General features: G+C 65.2%; 20 protein-coding genes. 11 read left to right on the top strand and 9 right to left on the bottom strand.

What is annotated here, in order from left to right:
- Window positions 1–49 precede the first annotated feature (49 nt).
- Window positions 50–532 (top strand): hypothetical protein, encoded by a 483-nt coding sequence (locus AC5P8C_RS06160; protein ID WP_019661543.1) that lies wholly within the window; start codon window positions 50–52, stop codon window positions 530–532.
- Window positions 533–615: 83 nt separating this feature from the next.
- On the opposite strand, the gene AC5P8C_RS06155 is transcribed toward AC5P8C_RS06160, so the two are convergent.
- Complete coding sequence (locus AC5P8C_RS06155) at window positions 616–1,050, bottom strand: PepSY domain-containing protein (RefSeq protein ID WP_043401290.1); 435 nt, start codon at window positions 1,048–1,050, stop codon at window positions 616–618.
- Window positions 1,051–1,201: 151 nt separating this feature from the next.
- Here AC5P8C_RS06155 and AC5P8C_RS06150 point away from each other — a divergent pair, with 151 nt between their 5' ends.
- The 3 genes from AC5P8C_RS06150 to AC5P8C_RS06140 are packed head-to-tail and all read left to right on the top strand — an operon-like array spanning window position 1,202 to window position 3,467.
- Window positions 1,202–1,492, top strand: coding sequence for a PepSY domain-containing protein (locus AC5P8C_RS06150; protein ID WP_010482069.1), 291 nt, complete (start codon window positions 1,202–1,204; stop codon window positions 1,490–1,492).
- Entirely contained in the window at window positions 1,492–2,151 is a 660-nt protein-coding gene (locus AC5P8C_RS06145; protein ID WP_241872885.1) for a response regulator transcription factor, read from the top strand. The genes AC5P8C_RS06150 and AC5P8C_RS06145 overlap by 1 nt, the downstream gene beginning before the upstream one ends.
- Window positions 2,148–3,467 (top strand): sensor histidine kinase, encoded by a 1,320-nt coding sequence (locus AC5P8C_RS06140; RefSeq protein ID WP_126560841.1) that lies wholly within the window; start codon window positions 2,148–2,150, stop codon window positions 3,465–3,467. The genes AC5P8C_RS06145 and AC5P8C_RS06140 overlap by 4 nt, the downstream gene beginning before the upstream one ends.
- Window positions 3,468–3,555: 88 nt before the next feature.
- On the opposite strand, the gene AC5P8C_RS06135 is transcribed toward AC5P8C_RS06140, so the two are convergent.
- Both AC5P8C_RS06135 and speA read right to left on the bottom strand, forming a co-directional pair.
- Window positions 3,556–3,876, bottom strand: a complete 321-nt coding sequence (locus tag AC5P8C_RS06135; RefSeq protein WP_126560884.1) for a DUF6122 family protein — start codon at window positions 3,874–3,876, stop codon at window positions 3,556–3,558.
- Window positions 3,877–3,912: 36 nt separating this feature from the next.
- The gene (speA, locus tag AC5P8C_RS06130) at window positions 3,913–5,802 is read right to left on the bottom strand and encodes an arginine decarboxylase (protein WP_418081633.1); all 1,890 of its coding nucleotides are present in this window, start codon (window positions 5,800–5,802) and stop codon (window positions 3,913–3,915) included.
- Between the two features lie 191 nt (window positions 5,803–5,993).
- Here speA and speE point away from each other — a divergent pair, with 191 nt between their 5' ends.
- Window positions 5,994–6,848 carry a polyamine aminopropyltransferase gene (gene speE, locus AC5P8C_RS06125; RefSeq protein ID WP_010482074.1) on the top strand — a complete coding sequence of 285 codons (855 nt, stop codon included), beginning with the start codon at window positions 5,994–5,996 and terminating at the stop codon, window positions 6,846–6,848.
- Window positions 6,849–6,970: 122 nt separating this feature from the next.
- On the opposite strand, the gene AC5P8C_RS06120 is transcribed toward speE, so the two are convergent.
- On the bottom strand, window positions 6,971–7,876 hold the full coding sequence (locus AC5P8C_RS06120) for an aspartyl/asparaginyl beta-hydroxylase domain-containing protein (RefSeq protein WP_049435834.1): 906 nt from the start codon (window positions 7,874–7,876) through the stop codon (window positions 6,971–6,973).
- Window positions 7,877–8,311: 435 nt separating this feature from the next.
- On the opposite strand from AC5P8C_RS06120, the gene AC5P8C_RS06115 reads away from it, so the two are divergent.
- A complete protein-coding gene (locus tag AC5P8C_RS06115) occupies window positions 8,312–8,971 on the top strand; it encodes an RIO1 family regulatory kinase/ATPase domain-containing protein (RefSeq protein ID WP_043401280.1) in 660 nt (219 codons plus the stop codon).
- A gap of 125 nt (window positions 8,972–9,096) precedes the next feature.
- Here AC5P8C_RS06115 and AC5P8C_RS06110 read toward each other — a convergent pair whose 3' ends face one another.
- Window positions 9,097–9,435, bottom strand: coding sequence for a P-II family nitrogen regulator (locus AC5P8C_RS06110; RefSeq protein WP_005411374.1), 339 nt, complete (start codon window positions 9,433–9,435; stop codon window positions 9,097–9,099).
- 153 nt (window positions 9,436–9,588) lie between these two features.
- On the opposite strand from AC5P8C_RS06110, the gene ubiK reads away from it, so the two are divergent.
- Window positions 9,589–9,840 (top strand): ubiquinone biosynthesis accessory factor UbiK, encoded by a 252-nt coding sequence (gene ubiK, locus AC5P8C_RS06105; protein WP_012512353.1) that lies wholly within the window; start codon window positions 9,589–9,591, stop codon window positions 9,838–9,840.
- A 124-nt stretch (window positions 9,841–9,964) separates the two neighbouring features.
- Window positions 9,965–10,399: an NAD(+)--rifampin ADP-ribosyltransferase gene (gene arr / locus AC5P8C_RS06100; RefSeq protein WP_495218451.1), complete on the top strand. Its 435-nt coding sequence runs from the start codon at window positions 9,965–9,967 to the stop codon at window positions 10,397–10,399.
- A 151-nt stretch (window positions 10,400–10,550) separates the two neighbouring features.
- On the opposite strand, the gene AC5P8C_RS06095 is transcribed toward arr, so the two are convergent.
- Both AC5P8C_RS06095 and AC5P8C_RS06090 read right to left on the bottom strand, forming a co-directional pair.
- The gene (locus tag AC5P8C_RS06095) at window positions 10,551–10,916 is read right to left on the bottom strand and encodes a hypothetical protein (RefSeq protein ID WP_049444680.1); all 366 of its coding nucleotides are present in this window, start codon (window positions 10,914–10,916) and stop codon (window positions 10,551–10,553) included.
- A gap of 55 nt (window positions 10,917–10,971) precedes the next feature.
- Complete coding sequence (locus AC5P8C_RS06090) at window positions 10,972–11,574, bottom strand: DUF998 domain-containing protein (RefSeq protein WP_043401270.1); 603 nt, start codon at window positions 11,572–11,574, stop codon at window positions 10,972–10,974.
- Window positions 11,575–12,223: 649 nt separating this feature from the next.
- Between AC5P8C_RS06090 and AC5P8C_RS06085 the strand changes: the two genes are divergently transcribed.
- Together AC5P8C_RS06085 and AC5P8C_RS06080 are read left to right on the top strand one after the other, a co-directional pair.
- Window positions 12,224–12,580 carry a hypothetical protein gene (locus tag AC5P8C_RS06085; RefSeq protein WP_021201939.1) on the top strand — a complete coding sequence of 119 codons (357 nt, stop codon included), beginning with the start codon at window positions 12,224–12,226 and terminating at the stop codon, window positions 12,578–12,580.
- Window positions 12,581–12,625: 45 nt separating this feature from the next.
- Entirely contained in the window at window positions 12,626–13,114 is a 489-nt protein-coding gene (locus AC5P8C_RS06080) for a cold-shock protein (protein WP_495218450.1), read from the top strand.
- 61 nt (window positions 13,115–13,175) lie between these two features.
- Here the strand turns inward: AC5P8C_RS06080 and AC5P8C_RS06075 are convergent, their stop codons facing one another.
- A complete protein-coding gene (locus AC5P8C_RS06075) occupies window positions 13,176–14,081 on the bottom strand; it encodes an Abi family protein (protein ID WP_495218449.1) in 906 nt (301 codons plus the stop codon).
- 445 nt (window positions 14,082–14,526) lie between these two features.
- Here AC5P8C_RS06075 and AC5P8C_RS06070 point away from each other — a divergent pair, with 445 nt between their 5' ends.
- On the top strand, window positions 14,527–16,026 hold the full coding sequence (locus AC5P8C_RS06070) for a YifB family Mg chelatase-like AAA ATPase (protein WP_495218448.1): 1,500 nt from the start codon (window positions 14,527–14,529) through the stop codon (window positions 16,024–16,026).
- 240 nt (window positions 16,027–16,266) lie between these two features.
- Here AC5P8C_RS06070 and AC5P8C_RS06065 read toward each other — a convergent pair whose 3' ends face one another.
- On the bottom strand, window positions 16,267–16,653 hold the full coding sequence (locus tag AC5P8C_RS06065) for a hypothetical protein (RefSeq protein WP_313257094.1): 387 nt from the start codon (window positions 16,651–16,653) through the stop codon (window positions 16,267–16,269).
- Between the last annotated feature and the right edge of the window lie 62 nt (window positions 16,654–16,715).

The raw sequence follows: 16,715 nt of genomic DNA, 5'->3' as shown, positions 1-16,715 counted from the left end.
GCCTGTACCGCCGCGTGTTGCGTGGCCACCTGTCCGCTGGAGCGCCGTCATGATCCGCCCCCTGACCCTGCTGCTGTGCCTGGCCCTGCCGGGAACCGTGCTGGCCCAGTCCGCCGCAGGTGCCACCGCGCCGCAGGCGGCCGGCCTGGACCTGACGCTGCCTCAGGCGCCGATGCGCTACCTCAACGACCCAGCCCTGCAGCAGGACCCGCCGGGCACGTACTACGGCGACAAGAGCGGCCCGCGCGTGCACGACGACGCGAAGATCGCCGACGTCACCGACGACAAGGTCAAGGTGTCCGGCAGCTTCACCACCGGCATCGGCTATTCCAAGAACGGTGGCAACAGCCACTACAACGCCGCCACGCTGAACCTGAGCAAGAACTACACCACCGATGAAGGCAAGACCCACGGGGTCAACGTCAACATCCACGTGAGCGAAGGCAAGGGACCGGGCTTCTTCGGTCCGTATGGCGGCTATTACGGCCGCGGCCCGGGCTATTGGGACTACCCGCCGCCGTACGGCTGGTAAGCCAGCTCCTGTAGAGCCGAGCCCATGCTCGGCTACGGTTGGCCGCAAAGCCGAGCATGGGCTCGGCTCTACATGGGCAAACGTCAATCCAGCCAGCCATCGCGCTCGCTGTGCAGGATGCGGCCGTCATAACCGCTCAGGCGCACGTCCACCTTCTGGTTGCGTGCATTGCGGGCCTCCAGCGACCAGGTCGCACCATCGCGTTCCAGCGAATGGATCTCGCGCAGGCCATGCGCCTGTGCCCGTGCCAGCACCTGCTCGGTGGTCAGCAGCGCGCGGCCGCTGTGCTCGTCGAAGATCTCGCCGGTCTTCGGGTCCACGTAGACCTCGCTGAAGCGGCCATCGGCGCGGCTCACGTCGGCCTCCCACAGGCCATCATCGCGCTCGATCTCGTGGATCTGGGTGTAGCCGGCCTTGCGCAGGGTCTGTTCAACCTGGGCCATGCCCAGCGGCGCGGCCTGTACGGCCGGCGCGACGGTCAGCAGGGCAACAGTGGCGAGGGTGAGCGACTTCAACATGGGGGTTCTCCTGTTCGTGTTCGTGGCCGGACCATCCCGGCAACGCCACAATGCACCCCGTGGTTAACAGCGCCTTAGCCGGCACTGTTAGCCAGCTGTTAGTCACCCCCGGCACACTCACGCCTGTTCCTACAGCCCTCCCTGCGCCCCGATGCTCTCCACCCTGCCCCTGCTGCTGGCCCTGGCCAACGCTCCTACCGCCGCCGCGCCCGTCCAGGACCCGGCGCAGCAGGTCGCGCGCCGTGCCGTGCAGCAGGGCCGCTACGTGCCATTGGAAAGCGTGGTGCGCGATGCACTCAAGCGCTTTCCGGGGCAGCTGCTGGAAGTGGAGCTGGACGATGGTGTCTACGAAGTGGAGATCCTGCGCGGCGACGGCGTGGTGGTGGAGCTGGACTATGATGCGCGCAGCGGAAAGCTGCTGAAGACGGAGCTCGACGACTGATGCGCATCCTGTTGGCCGAAGATGATGCCGCACTGGCACAGCGCCTGGTGCCCCTGCTGGAACAGGCCGGCTACGTGGTGCACGTGGTCGCCGATGGCCGTCAGGCCGAGGAGATCGGCCAGATCGAGGACCTGCAGGCGGCCATCGTTGACCTCGGCCTGCCCGGCCTGGACGGATTGAGCGTGATCGAGCGCTGGCGCGGCAATGGCCGCGGCTTTCCGGTGCTGGTGCTGACCGCACGCGGGCGCTGGCACGACAAGCTGGCCGGCTTTGATGCCGGTGCCGACGACTACCTGACCAAACCGTTCCAGGCCGACGAACTGGTGCTGCGCATGCGCGCCCTGATCCGCCGCAGCCATGGCCATGCCAGCCCGCGCCTGCACTGCGGGCCGCTGCAGCTGGACGTCAACGCCGGCCGCTTCGAACTGGACGGACAGCCGCTGGCGCTAAGCCCGCAGGAGTTCCGCCTGCTCAGTTACTTCATCCACCACAGCGGCCAGGTGATCGGCCGCGACCGCTTGGGCGAACAGGTGTTCGAGGGCGGGTTGGATCCCGACTCCAACGCGCTGGATGTGCTGCTGGGGCGCGTGCGCCGCAAGCTCGGCATCGATCTGATCCAGACCGTGCGCGGCCAGGGTTGGCGGCTGGCAGCACCGTGACGCGCCAGCCCTCGCTGCGGCGGCGGCTGCTGCTGGCCGGCGGCGTTGGCCTGCTGCTGGTCTCGCTGCTGGCCAGTGCATTGCTGGGCGAACTGTTCAAGCGCAGCGCGCGTGATCGGCTGGACCACGAACTGCAGCAGGACATGCTGACCCTGGTCGCGCAGATGGAAGTCACCCCCGACCACCAGCTGCAGCTGCGCCAGGAACCGAACGATGCGCGCTTCCAGCGCGTGTTCTCCGGTGCGTACTGGCAGATCGCCGGTGCCGATGGCCGCGTGCTGCTGCAGTCGCGTTCGCTGTGGGATGAAACGCTTCCCGCTGCGGTCACCGGTCCGGCCACGCGCAACCTGACCGGTCCGTTGCAGCAATCGCTGCGCGCACGCGTCCAGCAGGTGCGCCTGCCGCGCGCCAGTGAACCGTTCGTGGCGGTGGTTGCCACCGACCGCAGCGCGCTGGATGCCGATGTTGCCGCGTTCCGAAAGCGCACCGCCATCGCCCTGGGCGTGCTGGTCGCGGCGTGGCTGGCGGTACTGGCCAGCCAGGTGCACTTCGGATTGCGTCCGCTACATCGCCTCGGTGCACAGCTGGAACGGGTGCGCCGCGGCGACGCGCAGCGCATCGAGACGCAGGAACTGGGCGCCGAAGTCGCACCGCTGGGTGAAGAACTCAATGCGCTGCTGGACCACCAGCAACGCATGGTCGCGCGCGCGCGGACCAGCGCACAGGATCTGGCGCATGCGCTGAAGACCCCACTGAGCGTATTGGCCACCGAGGCTGACAGCGACGGCACGCATTGGCGTACCACCGTGCGCGAGCAGAGCGCCCGCATGCAGGCCAGTGTTGACCGTTACCTGGCGGCAGGGTTGGCCGCAGACCATCGCCAGCGCAGCGACGTTGCGACTGTCGCGCAGGCGCTATGCCGGTTGATGGCACGCGTGCATGGCGAACGCGGCATTGCGTTCACGGCCGCAGGTATCGATCCAGCGTTGCAGTTCGCCGGTGCCAGTGCGGATCTGGAAGAGATGCTGGGCAACCTGCTGGACAACGCCGGGCGGTGGGCGCGACAGCAGGTAGACATCACTGCGGACATCAGCGACGGACAGCTACGCATCGAAGTACGCGACGACGGCCCGGGCTTGGCCGCGGAGTCACTGTCACAGGTCACCCAGCGCGGTGTGCGGCTGGATGAGCGCGAGGGCAGCAGCGGGCTGGGCCTGGCAATCGTGGGCGATATCGCCGCCAGTTATGGCGGGCGCGTGGCGCTGGAGAATGTGCAGCCGGGCCTGCGCGCGACGTTGTGGTTGCCCGTGGCGTGACGCACCGCTGCGCTCGCCGGGCGCCGCCCGGCGCTACCGGTTCACCCGCACCCGGTAGGTGTCGACCTTGGTCGACACGCATCAAGCATCAACAGTGGTGCATCCACCAGCAATCAATCGCGTCCAGCACGATGTGGATGATCAAACCGATGCCGAACAACCTGGTCTTCTTCGGCACGCACAGCCCCGCGTAGACGGCGATGGCCGGGGCCGTATGCAGCGGGTGAAAACCGATACTGCAGCGGTTGGGCGCGTAGATCGGGTCGGCCAGCAGGTGGTCCAGGTCGATGATCCAGCCCAGCAGCATCAGCAACCACGCCGAGGCGAAGCGCTTGCGCCAGAACAGCCATGCCAGCAGGGCTGGCACGGCGGCATGCAGGAACAGGTGGAAGATCGCGCGCGCGCTCATCGCAACGGTAGCGCCGGGCAAGCCCGGCGCTGTCCATCAGACCAGAGGTTCGTCGGACAGGTAGGTGTAACCGGTCAGGCCGGCTTCCAGTGCCTCCGACAGCTCCTGCGCGCGTTCCGGCGACAGCTGGGCCTCCGCCACGCGCTGCGCGTAGGTCGCGCGCAGCTCATCCAGGCGGTAGCCCACGTAGTCCAGCATCACGTCGGTGGTGTCGCCGCGGCGCTGCTGGGTGATGGCGTAGCCATCGGCGTCGGCCAGCACTTCCACCGCGTCGGTATCGCCGAACAGGTTGTGGATGTCGCCCAGGATTTCCTGGTAGGCGCCGACCATGAAGAAGCCGATGCGGTAACTCTCGCCCGGATTCATCCTGTGCAGCGGCAGCGAACTGTCCAGGCTCTCGTTCTCGACATAGGTCTCCACCATGCCGTCGGAGTCGCAGGTCATGTCGGCGATGATGCCGCGGCGGTCGGGAACCTCGTCCAGGCGCTCGATCGGCACGATCGGGAACACCTGGTCGATCGCCCACACGTCCGGGATCGATTCGAACACGCTGAAGTTGACGAAGTACTTGTCGACCAGGCGCTCGTTCAGTTCGTCCAGCACCGGGCGATGGCTCTTCTCGTCGTAGCTCAGGCGCGCGCGCACGCCGTGGGCGATGGCGTAGAACAGGTCGTCGATGCGCGCACGCTGCGGCAGATCGATCTGACCCAGCGCGTAGCTGGCCAGGCCTTCAGCGTGGAAATGCTGCGCTTCCTGGAACAGTTCCACCGCCGGGCGCACGTCCAGCTCGTCGTGGATTTCGCGCAGGTGGCGGATCGCCGCCGGTTCGTCGTCGTGCTGGTCCGGCACGCGGCCTTCCTGCGCTTCTTCCACTTCCGAGACGTTGGCGATCAGCACCGCGTGGTGCGCGGTCATCGCACGGCCGCACTCGGTGACGATGCGCGGCGGGGTCAGGCCGAACTCTTCGCAGGCATTGGCCAGCGGCTGCACGATGTTGCTGGCGTAGGAATGCAGGCCGTAGTTGATCGAGCAGAAGCTGCGCGAACGGGTGCCTTCATAATCCACGCCCAGGCCACCGCCCACGTCGACGTGGGTGATCTTCGCGCCCAGGCGCGACAGCTCCACGAAGTAGCGGGTGGCTTCGCGCATGCCGTTGGCGATGTCGCGCACGTTGGAGATCTGCGAGCCCATGTGGAAGTGCAGCAGGTTCAGGCAGTCGGCGTACTCGGTGTCACGCAGCGACTTCCACAGGTCCAGCAACTGGCGTGGCGACAGGCCGAACTTGGCCTTGTCGCCACCGCTGTTCTGCCACTTGCCGGCGCCCAGCGAGGCCAGGCGCATGCGCACGCCCAGGCCCGGCTTCACGTCCAGCGCCTTGGACTCTTCCAGCACCAGCTTCAGCTCGGACGGCTTCTCGATGACGATGAAGGTCTGCAGGCCCAGCTTGCGGCCGATCAGGGCCAGGCGGATGTACTCGCGGTCCTTGTAGCCGTTGCAGACGATCAGCCCGCCCGGGCGCGACAGCGCCAGCACGGCCATCAGCTCGGGCTTGCTGCCCGCTTCCAGGCCGAAGCCCTCGCCGTGGTGGCTGGCCAGGGTGCCGGCCACGCCGCGGGTCTGGTTGACCTTGATCGGGTACACGGCGGTATAGCCGCCGCTGTACTCCCAGTCCTGCTGGGCCTGGGCGAAGGCCGCCTGCAGCTTGCCCAAGCGCTGGCCGAGGATGTCCGGGAAGCGCACCAGCAGCGGCAGCTTGGCGCCCGCCGCGCGCGCAGCATCGACCACCTTGGGCAGCGACACCACCGGGCCGTCCGCCCCGGTTGGTCTCACCACCATGTGCCCGGCCTGATCCACGTCGAAGTAACCGTCCGCCCAATGCGGGATCGAGTAGGTCTTGCGGGCTTGGTCGAGGGACCAATCGGTCATTTCAGTCGGCCTTGTTGGCAATAAAAGGGGGGGCATGATAACGCCTATGTGCCCACAGGTTCGTTATCATGCGCGCCCGCGCCCGTGACAGGTTCCAACCTGAACGGGCCGATCCGTCCGGATGTGGCATCTGTGCCACGCGGCCCCGCCCGCCAGCCCGGCTCCACCCCTCCGAACAGGACTGTTTTCCAATGACTGACAGCAACAACTGGTACATCGAACACTTCGAGCGCACCGGCTCGGCCATCGGCTACCGCATCACCGGCAAGCTGGACGAGGTGCAGTCGCCGTTCCAGAAGATCGAGATCTTCCAGACCACCGACTGGGGCAACCTGATGACCATCGACGGGGCCATCATGCTGACCAGCAAGGACAACTTCTTCTACCACGAGATGATCAGCCACCCGGTGCTGTTCACCCACGCCGCGCCCAAGCGCGTGGTGATCATCGGTGGCGGCGACTGCGGCACCCTGCGCGAAGTGCTCAAGCACACCGGCGTGGAGAGCGTGACCCAGTGCGATATCGACGAGCAGGTCACCGTGATGGCGCGCAAGCACTTCCCGGAACTGTGCGACTCCAACGACGACGCCCGCGCCGAGCTGCTGTTCGACGACGGCGTGGCCTACATGGCCAACTGCCCGGCCGGCAGCGTGGACGTGGTGATCGTGGACTCGACCGACCCGGTCGGCCCGGGCGAAGGCCTGTTCAACAAGGCCTTCTACGAGAGCTGCTTCAAGGCCCTGAAGGACGACGGCATTCTGGTGCAGCAGTCCGAGTCGCCGCTGATGCAGCTGGAGCTGATCAACGAAATGCGCACCGAGATGGGCAAGGCCGGCTTCGGCTCGTTCAAGACCCTGCCGTTCCCGCAGCCGTGCTACCCCACCGGCTGGTGGAGCGTGACCATGGCGCGCAAGGGCGACAGCAGCTTCGACTTCCGCCAGGCCGACTCGGCCGCCAAGACCTTCAACACCCTGTACTACACCGCCGCGCTGCACACCGGCGTGCTGGTGACCCCGCCGTTCGTGCAGGCGGCACTGAAAGGTTGATCCAAACAAAAACCCGCGCTGGCGACAGCGCGGGTTTTTGCTTTCTGTAGAGCCGAGCCATGCTCGGCTGCTCTTCGGACAGGTTGCGATAAATCAAGCCGAGCATAGGCTCGGCTCTACAGTCACAGCGCCCAGATACCCGCAATCACCGCCACCACCAGGCCCCACTTGATCACCTGGTAGGCCACCACACTGCGCTCGCGCAGTGCCTTGGCCTTCAGGCGCACCTTGTAGACGCTGCCGAACGCCTTGTTGACGCCACCGGTCGGGTCACCCGGCAGGTTCGGCGAGGCACCGCCGGCCAGCAGCGTGGCCGCCACCGCACGATTGAACAGGCTCGGCAGGCCGAAGCGCAGCGGGCGGGCGATGTCGCAGAACAGGATCACGCGGTCATCGGGCGTCTCGTTGTGCGCGTGGTGGATGTAGGTCTCGTCGAACATCATCCACTCGCCATCGCGCCAGCTCTTCTTGATGCCGTCCACTTCGATGTAGCAGCCGTCGTTGTTCGGCGTGGCCAGGCCCAGGTGCAGGCGCAGCGAACCGGCGAACGGATCGCGGTGCGGACGCAGTTCGCTGCCCGACGGCAGCTGCGCGAACATCGCCGCGCGCACGTCCGGCAGCGACTCCAGCAACGCCGTGGTCTTCGGGCACATCGCCTTCGCCGACGGGTGCGACGGGCCATACCACTTCAGGTAGAAGCGCTTCCAGCCACGGCGGAAGAACGAATTGAAGCCGGCATCGTTGAACGTGCTGGAGGCCGCGATCTTCTGTGCATCGCGCAGCGCCAGCGCCTCGTCGCGGATCATCTGCCAGTTCTGGCGCAGCGGCTCCAGCTGCGGGAACTCCTTGGCCGGGTCCAGGAACGGCGTAGTCGGCACCTTCGAGAACATGTACATGACCACGTTGATCGGGGCCATGAAACTGGAGTGGTCCAGCAGCTGGCGCGACCAGCGCGCGCGAACCTTGCCACGGAAGTGGATGTACAGCACGCAGGCGACGAACAGCGCTGCAATGACGATTTTGATGATCAAAACACTTTCCTCCAGCCGCAGCCGGAACGGGAAACAGGGCGATGCACGGCCAAGCGGCCAGCACCGGTGGGGACCGCGGCAGGGAACGGGGACGTGCCAGGAAGGGGCGGCCGCCGATGTCGCGAATTAACAGCTTATGGTCGGCAGGCCGTGCGTCGGGGTCAAGCCGGACGTGCGTGACGTTCAGCGGGCCGCGGATGAACGAAGCGACGCGACGCCCAACCTATTGATTTTTAAAGAACCAAAGACGAAGTGAGACGGAATTGTCCGATCGGGTGCGACGAACTGTTCCAGCCACGACCCCGACATTTCTCCGACAAATCGTGGAATAGCGAACTGGCGAGTACTAAAATTAACGAAAACTTAGTAACTCCCTGTAACACCGGTTCGCTTGACGCTTTGCGCCACCCACCGGGTCGACCGAGACCCCACATGCATCTCCCTGCCCTGCCCCCCTCCTCCTGCGGCGAAGACGCCGCCACCCCGCTGCTGCTCAAGCGCGGCGAACGCTTCCTGGCCCCCGACGTCTATCGCACCTGCCTGGACGGGCGCGAGGCGGTCATCAAGGACTACTCCCGCTACCGCGGCACCCCCGTTTCACTGATCGCGCGGCTGATGGTGCGCCGTGAGGCCCGCATGCTGCAGCGCCTGGGCGGCTGGAAGCATGCCCCCGCGCTGCTTGGCACCCTGGGTGGCCTGGCACTGGGCATGGAGTTCATTCCCGGCCAGACCCTGAGCACCGCGCAGGCCGTGGGCAATGAAGTGTTCGAGCAGCTGCAGCACGCGCTCAGCCGTTTGCATGCCGCCGGCATCACCCACAACGACCTGCATGGCACCAACGTGGTGGTCAGCGGCGGCGTGCCGGTGCTGCTGGACTTCACCTCCGCCTGGCGCGCCCCGCGCTGGCTGCGCCGCAACCCGCTCAGCCGGCAGATGCGCCGCAGCGACATGAAGAACCTGCTGAAGATCCGCCAGCGCATGACCGGCCAGGCCCCGAGTGCCGCGCAGGCCGCACTGGTGGCCGACCCCGGCTGGGTCGCTGCCGTGCGCCAGGGCTGGAAGCGGTTCTACAAGTGGGCCAAGCGCCGGTAGGGGTCGAGCTCGCTCGACCGCTTTACCGCTCTTTGTAGAGCCGAGCCCGCGCTCGGCTGCTGTTCCTGCATCGCGCGAAATGCAGCCGAGCATAGGCTCGGCTCTACAACATCCCGCCGAACGGGTTACAACGCGTCCGCGTCCAGCTCACCGGTACGAATACGCACCACACTGCCCAGGTCGTACACGAACACCTTGCCGTCGCCAATCTTGCCGGTGCCCGCCGCCTTCACGATGGCCTCAACCACGGCCTCAACCTGGTCATCGGTCACCGCCACTTCCAGCTTCACCTTCGGCAGGAAATCGACCACATACTCCGCACCACGGTACAGCTCGGTATGGCCCTTCTGGCGACCAAAGCCCTTCACTTCCGTCACCGTGATGCCGGTGACCCCACGCTCGGCCAGCGCTTCGCGCACGTCGTCGAGCTTGAACGGCTTGATCACCGCCATGACCATCTTCATCGTCTATCTCCTGTCTTCCGGCGTGGAGGATAGCGCCTGAACGCGGCCCGTGCGAAGCCGCTGCCGCCTGTCCGGGCAGTGGTTGCCAGCAGTATCCTTGTGCCCGAACGGCCTGCCCGCGCCGGATGCACGGCCCCCCCCACGGAGCACCCCATGATCGACCTGAACCAAATCGATGACCTCGCCCGTCGCCTCAGCGACCTGGTGCCGCCGGGCCTGCGCGAATCGCGCGAGGAACTGCAGGCTACCTTCAAGAGCGCGTTGCAGGCGGGTCTGGCCAAGCTGGACCTGGTCACCCGCGAGGAGTTCGAAGTGCAGCGCGCCGTGCTGCTGAAGACCCGCGAAAAGCTGGATGCGCTGGAAACCGCCGTGCGTGAGCTGGAAGGGCGCGGCACCGCAGAATGAAAAAAGAGGCGCAGTGCGCCTCCCACTACAGAGTATTTCCCGGATGGGGCCTTGCAGCAAGGCCCACCGGGCGCCCTAGACTCGCCGGCCTGTCGATCCGGCAGCACAGAGAGGGGCAGCAGCGATGGCGCAGGACACCGAATGGACACCCGTTTCGCATGACACCTGCGACCAGGTCGCCGGGCCGTTCTATCACGGCACCCGCGCCGATCTGGCGGTGGGCGAGTTGCTGAGTGCGGGCTTCCGCTCCAACTATCGCGACAGTGTAATAATGAACCACATCTACTTCACCACGATTGCCAAGGGCGCCGGGCTGGCTGCGGAGATGGCTAGAGGTGAGGGGCGGCCACGCGTGTATGTGGTGGAGCCGACCGGGCCGTTTGAGGACAACCCGAACGTGACCAACAAGAAGTTTCCCGGGAACCCGACGCGGTCGTATCGGAGTGCGCAGCCGTTGCGGATTGTGGGGGAGATTGTGGAGTGGGAGCTGTATGACGCGGAGTTCGTCCGGCAGTTGAAGGCGTTTGTTGCTTCGGGGAGTGGGGAGATCATCAATTGAGGGAAGGAGAGACACGTGCTTTGGCCGACGGAGGATCAACGCAGCAGGTCGTCGAACGATGTCCGCTCCCGGCCAAGAGCGGACTCTCGCAGTACCTTGAACAGACCCAACCACGAATTTGCCTGGCCTGGAACGAAGTATCGGGCCGGCACTACTTGAACATCTCCAACAGATCCTTGTCTTCATGCCGCTGCTCCCACGTGGAGAGAAAACAGAAGCTCACACCACTTCGCATGGCAGCCTTCTGAAACCCGGCCAGTTCTTCCTTAGTGACCGGGTACTCAACCGGATCAAAGTGCAGAATCCCCCACGGCTTGACGAGAGAGAACCCAGGCAGGAGTTCCGAGAAGATCGCCTTGAGCAGGGGCCGGATACTCGAAAAGTCCTTGATCGGGCCCGCGCGATTGCCAAGGGCATGACACTGACGACGGATGGTCCTGTCTCCACCCACCACGCGCGCAATGAAGTGGTCCTGGTGCACTCGAACGTAGATCAGCTGACGGCGAAAAATCCTCATCCCCTTCTCAGCCCCACACACTCAATGGTCGTCCATGTGCCTGCACGCCCGCCCATCAATACGTCGGCTCCGCCTTCAGCACGCTTGAACCCCTTCGCAGCAGATACAGCGCAACCAGGAATGGCCACAGCGAGTTGATCGACGAGAACAGGCGCTGTGTCAGCCCCCTGAACCCATCCGGATCCGCTCCCACCACGTTCAACCAGAGATAGACGATGCTCGCGATGCTCACCATAGCGGTCACGGCGTACGCCCTTCGGTTGGCAGACCACGCACTCAGTTCGATGTGCGACATCGCCGGTGCAATGATGTTTGCGATGCCGATGGTATAGAAGCCGTGCATCGGATGGCCCATGGGCCAGAGACCGTTGGTCAGCATGGAGATGCCAAAGATCATCCAGCAGATCGCGCCCACGGCAATGCGGCGGCCGGACTCTCGCCACACCCCGATGGAGAACGCCACGAAGCCCATACCGGAGCCGATGGCGGCGATTCTGCCGCAGATGCTTGCAAGCGTTGGCGCCTGCAGCAGTTCGCTGGCGTGCTGTGCAAGCGGGTTGTAGCCCGGCGCGAACAGGGCGGCAACGCTGGTCCAGAACAGAAACCACGGAAGCGGGACCAGACCCGCAGACAGAAGAAGTCGATTGCGGCGTAACACGTACAGTGATCCTTGTTTTGGCCTGCACCAGTGGGTGGAATCCGTTCAAACGCCGCAGAACCTTCCTGCTTCGGGCAGGACAGCTCCGGGTGACTACAGCGGTAGTCAGATTGCGCGCGGCACTCGGTAGGTTCAATAGGCAGGAAGTCATTTAAACCATCCAGCCGGTGTCGCAGCGGTTCGGTTGCATGAGCGATCACACATGCCCGATGGGCGAGTGCTGTCGCATTTGCCGCGCCTTACATCTCTGGCAGAAGGTTCTGACGACTCCGTTCCAGAAGCGCCGCTGCGCCAAGCACGCCAAGGCTCTCGCCGCTTTCCTCGCTATGCGACAATGCCAAAAGCGTCTCGGGTTTTGGCGGCATTGCCCCCTCCCCCTTGGCATTCCCAACTACGTCAGGCAACTCTGGTATCGCCACCGAAAACGGGTGGCCGGGCCTCGAAAACCCGAGCTATTAGGATGTTGTTTGCACTTGCCAGCCGGCATCACCTTGCGTGGTGTCGGCTGGCATTCCGTCTGCCAGCTATGGCGGGCGGGGCGTGGGGGCCTTGTGCCCGCCGGTTTCTTCCTAATAGCCCGGTTTTCGAGCCACGCTCTGCCCGCCACCTTTATCGGTGGCGGCGTCCGCCTGCATGCACGGAGCCCGCCATGACCACACCGCACTCCCCGCCCCCGCGCCCGATCCAGGAAGCGCCGTCACCCGCGCCCGCGCTGGACCCCAACAGCCTCATCGCCATCCTGCACGCCATCGGTGCGGGCGCTGCGGCCGACGGCCAGCCCTGGCCCGAGCGGCACCACCTGCGCAGCCGGCAGATGGCGTTGTCCGACGCCGACTGCGCGCTCACCGGCCAGCGCATCGTGCAGGAAATCCTGCTGGCGGCCGAGCGCACGCGCCAGAACGGCGAGCCCGAACAGTACGTGGGCGACCGGGTGATGGAGGGGCTGGTGATGGCCGATCTCGCGCTGACCGCCTTCATCCACGAGCGGATGCGACCCAAGGACTGAGCGCGCTTACGGCGCGGAGTTTTCTGCCTGTGTGCGGGGTGACGAATGAAGATGCACGGCTTGGCCGCTGCGGTGGTGTGCATCGCGGTGATCGGCGCCTTGTGGGTGGAGTGGCCCGAGCCCGCGGGCGATCAGGTGTGGGCCTACCAGAAGCTGCAGCCGGCCGATTACCGCCTGCTGCACAGTGATGCACTCGGCTTCGTGAGCGCGAAGGCCCACGAAGGCTTTGAACTGCATACACGCTATGCCAGAGCAACGTCCTTCGAGATCCGGTGCAAGGGCGTTGTGGTGATGGACGTGGAGAACGCGCCCTCGCGCGTGCTGATCCGCATGCCCGCCGATGCCCGCTGGCGGGCGCCGGACATCAAGCGTCTGCGCATCAGCTTCGAGCGCTGGCTGGATCTGCACCAGAGCCAAGGGCGATTGCTGGTGGAAAGCGCTGGGCCTTCGTGGGTTGAGACGCGGTTTGGGCGCTTCAATGGGCTGGTGCTGGATGAGCAGCGGTGTCTGTTTGGGGTGCTGGGCCGCCATTGACCGCCCCCCCTAACCGGCCCATTCGCAACAAATGTCTGGAGGAAGCGGCGCCTCCTGGGACTTACCCGCGCCAAAGGCGATGGTCCTGCCATCCAGTCGCAGCCCCGATGCTTCTCGTTCGGACTTCGGTCGTCAGGCCAGCCGAGAGGTGGGTATCGACACGTTCACGCCAATCCCTGAAATCAGCGGTCGTCGCTTCCAGAAGTCTGCGAAGCAGGAGCAACAGAAAGAAGCAACGATTCGGTGCGTATGGCGCCTCGCGCTCAGACCATCCTGCCGACCGTGGACGAACTGCCGAAACACCGAGCTCCTTGTTCCATAACCTACTGTGGTGTGCAACGACGTTTCGCGCCACGCTGGTGACATGCAGCCAGTTTGCGAAGACCGGCGCGGCCAGCAGCATCTCACCCGCAACAGCCTTCTGTTCTCTGGAGTGCAGCGCTTTGTAGAAGCGAGAAAGCGAGCCGAGCGACATGACTTCTGTCGCCATCCAGATCGGTACTCTGGGGAATGCGGGTGAGGCGTACTTGTCCTTGTAGTGCCGAATAAACGCCTCCCTGGAGCGCGTCACTTCGCTTTCGACGCCGCCGAGCCAATCCGCATACTCCTGCCCGGTGAATGCCAGATTGCGCGGCTCCAAGTGGCCGAAGGCGCCATAGGCATGGGCAAAGTGGTACGTGAGCACGGTCCGCGTTGCGACCTCGATATGGCCAACGGCCTCCATTACCAGGTCTCGAAGGGCCCTATCGAATTCATAGAGACTGACCGCTTCTTCGAATGTCGCTTGAGCTCGGAAGCGGTCGCTACCGGGCACACGCTGTGTGTAGAGATAGCCCATGAGGCGGTAGTAGCCAACACGCTGCAGATAGCGTTTGGCATTGGCGGCGTCGCCGATGGCCAGCCCGCGCTGCTGGAGGAGATCCAACTGCTCCTGAATCGACAGGGGTGGTTTGCGGTAGTGAGTCATCCTGACTCCAATCAGCAGGCAAAAAAAACCCGCCAATTTGAGCATGTCGCGAACTAGCGCGTCAGAGGCTTGGCGGGTGTGTTGGGTGAATTTTAGCGCCCCTTTTGCTCACCTTCAAGTAAATGTGTGTAGTTCCGGTGAAATGTAAATGCCTGTACGAAAAGCACTTCATAGGGAATTTTCTTGGATTTCCGCAGTCTCGCGGGCGCAGATCCAGTGAGGTGAAAGGCCGGCCCGGGCGAGCGGCAACGGCCTATTCCCCGGCGTTGTTCCACGTCATACCGGTTGAGTTCCGACACTCGATCGCGAACACCGGCCGCTACGAAGCGCGCAGGCGCACTCCAACGGTCTGCAGGAATCCCCCTAGCCGCTTCACCGGCAATTCCCGATAGTCCCTGCAGAGCACCTGCCGCACCATCAAGCGTCTTTCTGCAGGAATCCACACATGAGCCTGGCGCTGGTCCACAGCCGTGCCCGCGCCGGGGTCGATGCCCCGCTGGTGCGGGTGGAAGTGCACCTCTCTGGCGGCCTGCCTGTCACCCAGATCGTTGGCCTCGCCGAGACCAGCGTGCGCGAATCACGCGAGCGCGTGCGTGCCGCCCTACTCTGCGCACGTTTCGACTTCCCGCAACGGCGCATTACATTGAATCTCGCGCCCGCCGACCTGCCCAAGGAGGGGGGCCGCTACGACCTGGCCATTGCGCTGGGCATTCTGGCGGCCAGCGGCCAGGTCGATCCACAGTCGCTGCTGCAGTACGAGTTCCTGGGCGAGCTGGGCCTGACCGGCGAACTGCGGCCGGTGGCCGGTGCACTACCGGCTGCGATCGCGGCCGCTGAAGCCGGGCGCATCCTGGTGGTGCCGCCAGGGAATGCCGCAGAGGCTGCGTTGGCCGAGCACGCGGATGTGCGTGTGGCGCGCACGCTGCTGGAATGCTGCACCGGGTTGGGCAACCCGCGCCTGTTGCCGCCCGTGGAGCGCGTGGACACGACGCCGTTGCCGCTGCCGGATCTGGCTGACGTGCGCGGGCAGGCGCATGCACGGCGCGCGTTGGAAGTGGCCGCTGCCGGTGGGCACCATCTGTTGTTGATCGGTAGTCCTGGCTGCGGCAAGACACTGTTGGCCTCGCGCCTGCCCAGCCTGTTGCCGGATACCGAAGAGACTGAGGCGCTGCAGCTTGCCGCGATTGCGTCGGTGAGTGGCGAAGGGCTGGACCCAAGGCGATGGCGGCAGCGGCCCTTTAGAGCGCCCCATCACAGCGCGAGCGCGGCGGCGCTGGTGGGTGGGGGCAACCCGCCCTGCCCCGGTGAAATATCACTGGCCCACCATGGGGTCCTTTTCCTTGATGAGCTCCCAGAATGGAACCGCAGCGCGCTGGAAACCCTGCGCGAGCCACTGGAATCCGGCCACATCCGCATCGCCCGCGCGGCGCGCAGCGTGCAGTACCCCGCGCGGTTCCAACTGGTGGCTGCGATGAATCCCTGCCCGTGCGGCTGGGCCGGTGACCGCAGCAACCGTTGCCTGTGCAGCGACGAGCGGATCAACCGCTACCGTGCGCGGGTGTCCGGTCCGTTGCTGGACCGCATCGATCTGCATATCGGCGTAACACGAATGGACGCGGTGGAGCTGCGGGAGAGCACGCCACTGGGTGAGCCCAGTGCTGCGGTACGTGCACGGGTGGAAGCCGCCCATGCCCGGCAGCAGGCACGTGGCGGGCTCAATGCACATCTGCCGCCGGCGGCGCTGCGGGCGTGCACGAAGCTGAGCGAGGCCGATCAGGATCTACTTGAGCAGGCGATTGAACGTCTGCAGCTTTCCGCACGGGCGATGCACCGGATTCTGCGCGTGGCGCGCACGATTGCGGATCTGGCGGGTTGCGAGGTGATCCGGACGGCGCATCTGGCTGAGGCGATTGGCTATCGGCAGCTGGACCGGGGAAATGCATGAGCCTGATTGCCGGGAGCCCTCGTCCGCACGGGAGCAGCAACAATCAAAAAAATACCCCGGCCGCGTGCCCAGAAGGACAGAGACGGTACCGGGGTGTACCTGACCACGCTACCGCACGGGAGACAAGCATTGCAATCAGCCGCAGTGGATGCGGAAGATGCATCTACCACGCACGGCCTTCTACCTACAGTTGGGTGCGAAGAGCGGTCGACTAACAGTCGACCCCACCAAGGGCAGGCATCAGGCTGCCGAATGCAACCGTCCCCGCTTCGCCAGCAACGCCACCCGACGGCTGACCAGCGCGTGCAGCTCCGCCAGCTCCGACGCGCGGTCAGCCGTCATGTTCCCGCCAAACAGCACCCGTGACAACGCCGCCTCGTCGCTGTCGTCCGGGTGCTGCCACCGGTCCCGGTACACCTTCTGGCACACCAGCCAGGCCAGCCGCAGCCCCCCACCGGGCAACGGACGGACCACGCGCTCGTAGACGTGCCAGAACTGGTACTCGGCCTGCAGGTCGATCACAGGCGTCACGGACGGCGCCTGCCTGGGCCGTCCCGGGCTTTGGATGTCGAACAACGGTGATCGCGGGTTGTACTGAGCCATGCCGACAGGATGACCCAGCAACATTGTGGGAACCTTGCGTCGCCGCCAGAAAATCCCTGTTGATTGCGCAAGGCGTGCCTCTGGCA

Source organism: Stenotrophomonas sp. YJH_SMC_46 (assembly GCF_059370315.1).
Note: the sequence above shows the minus strand (reverse complement) of the source record. Positions and strands in the feature narration are given on the sequence as shown.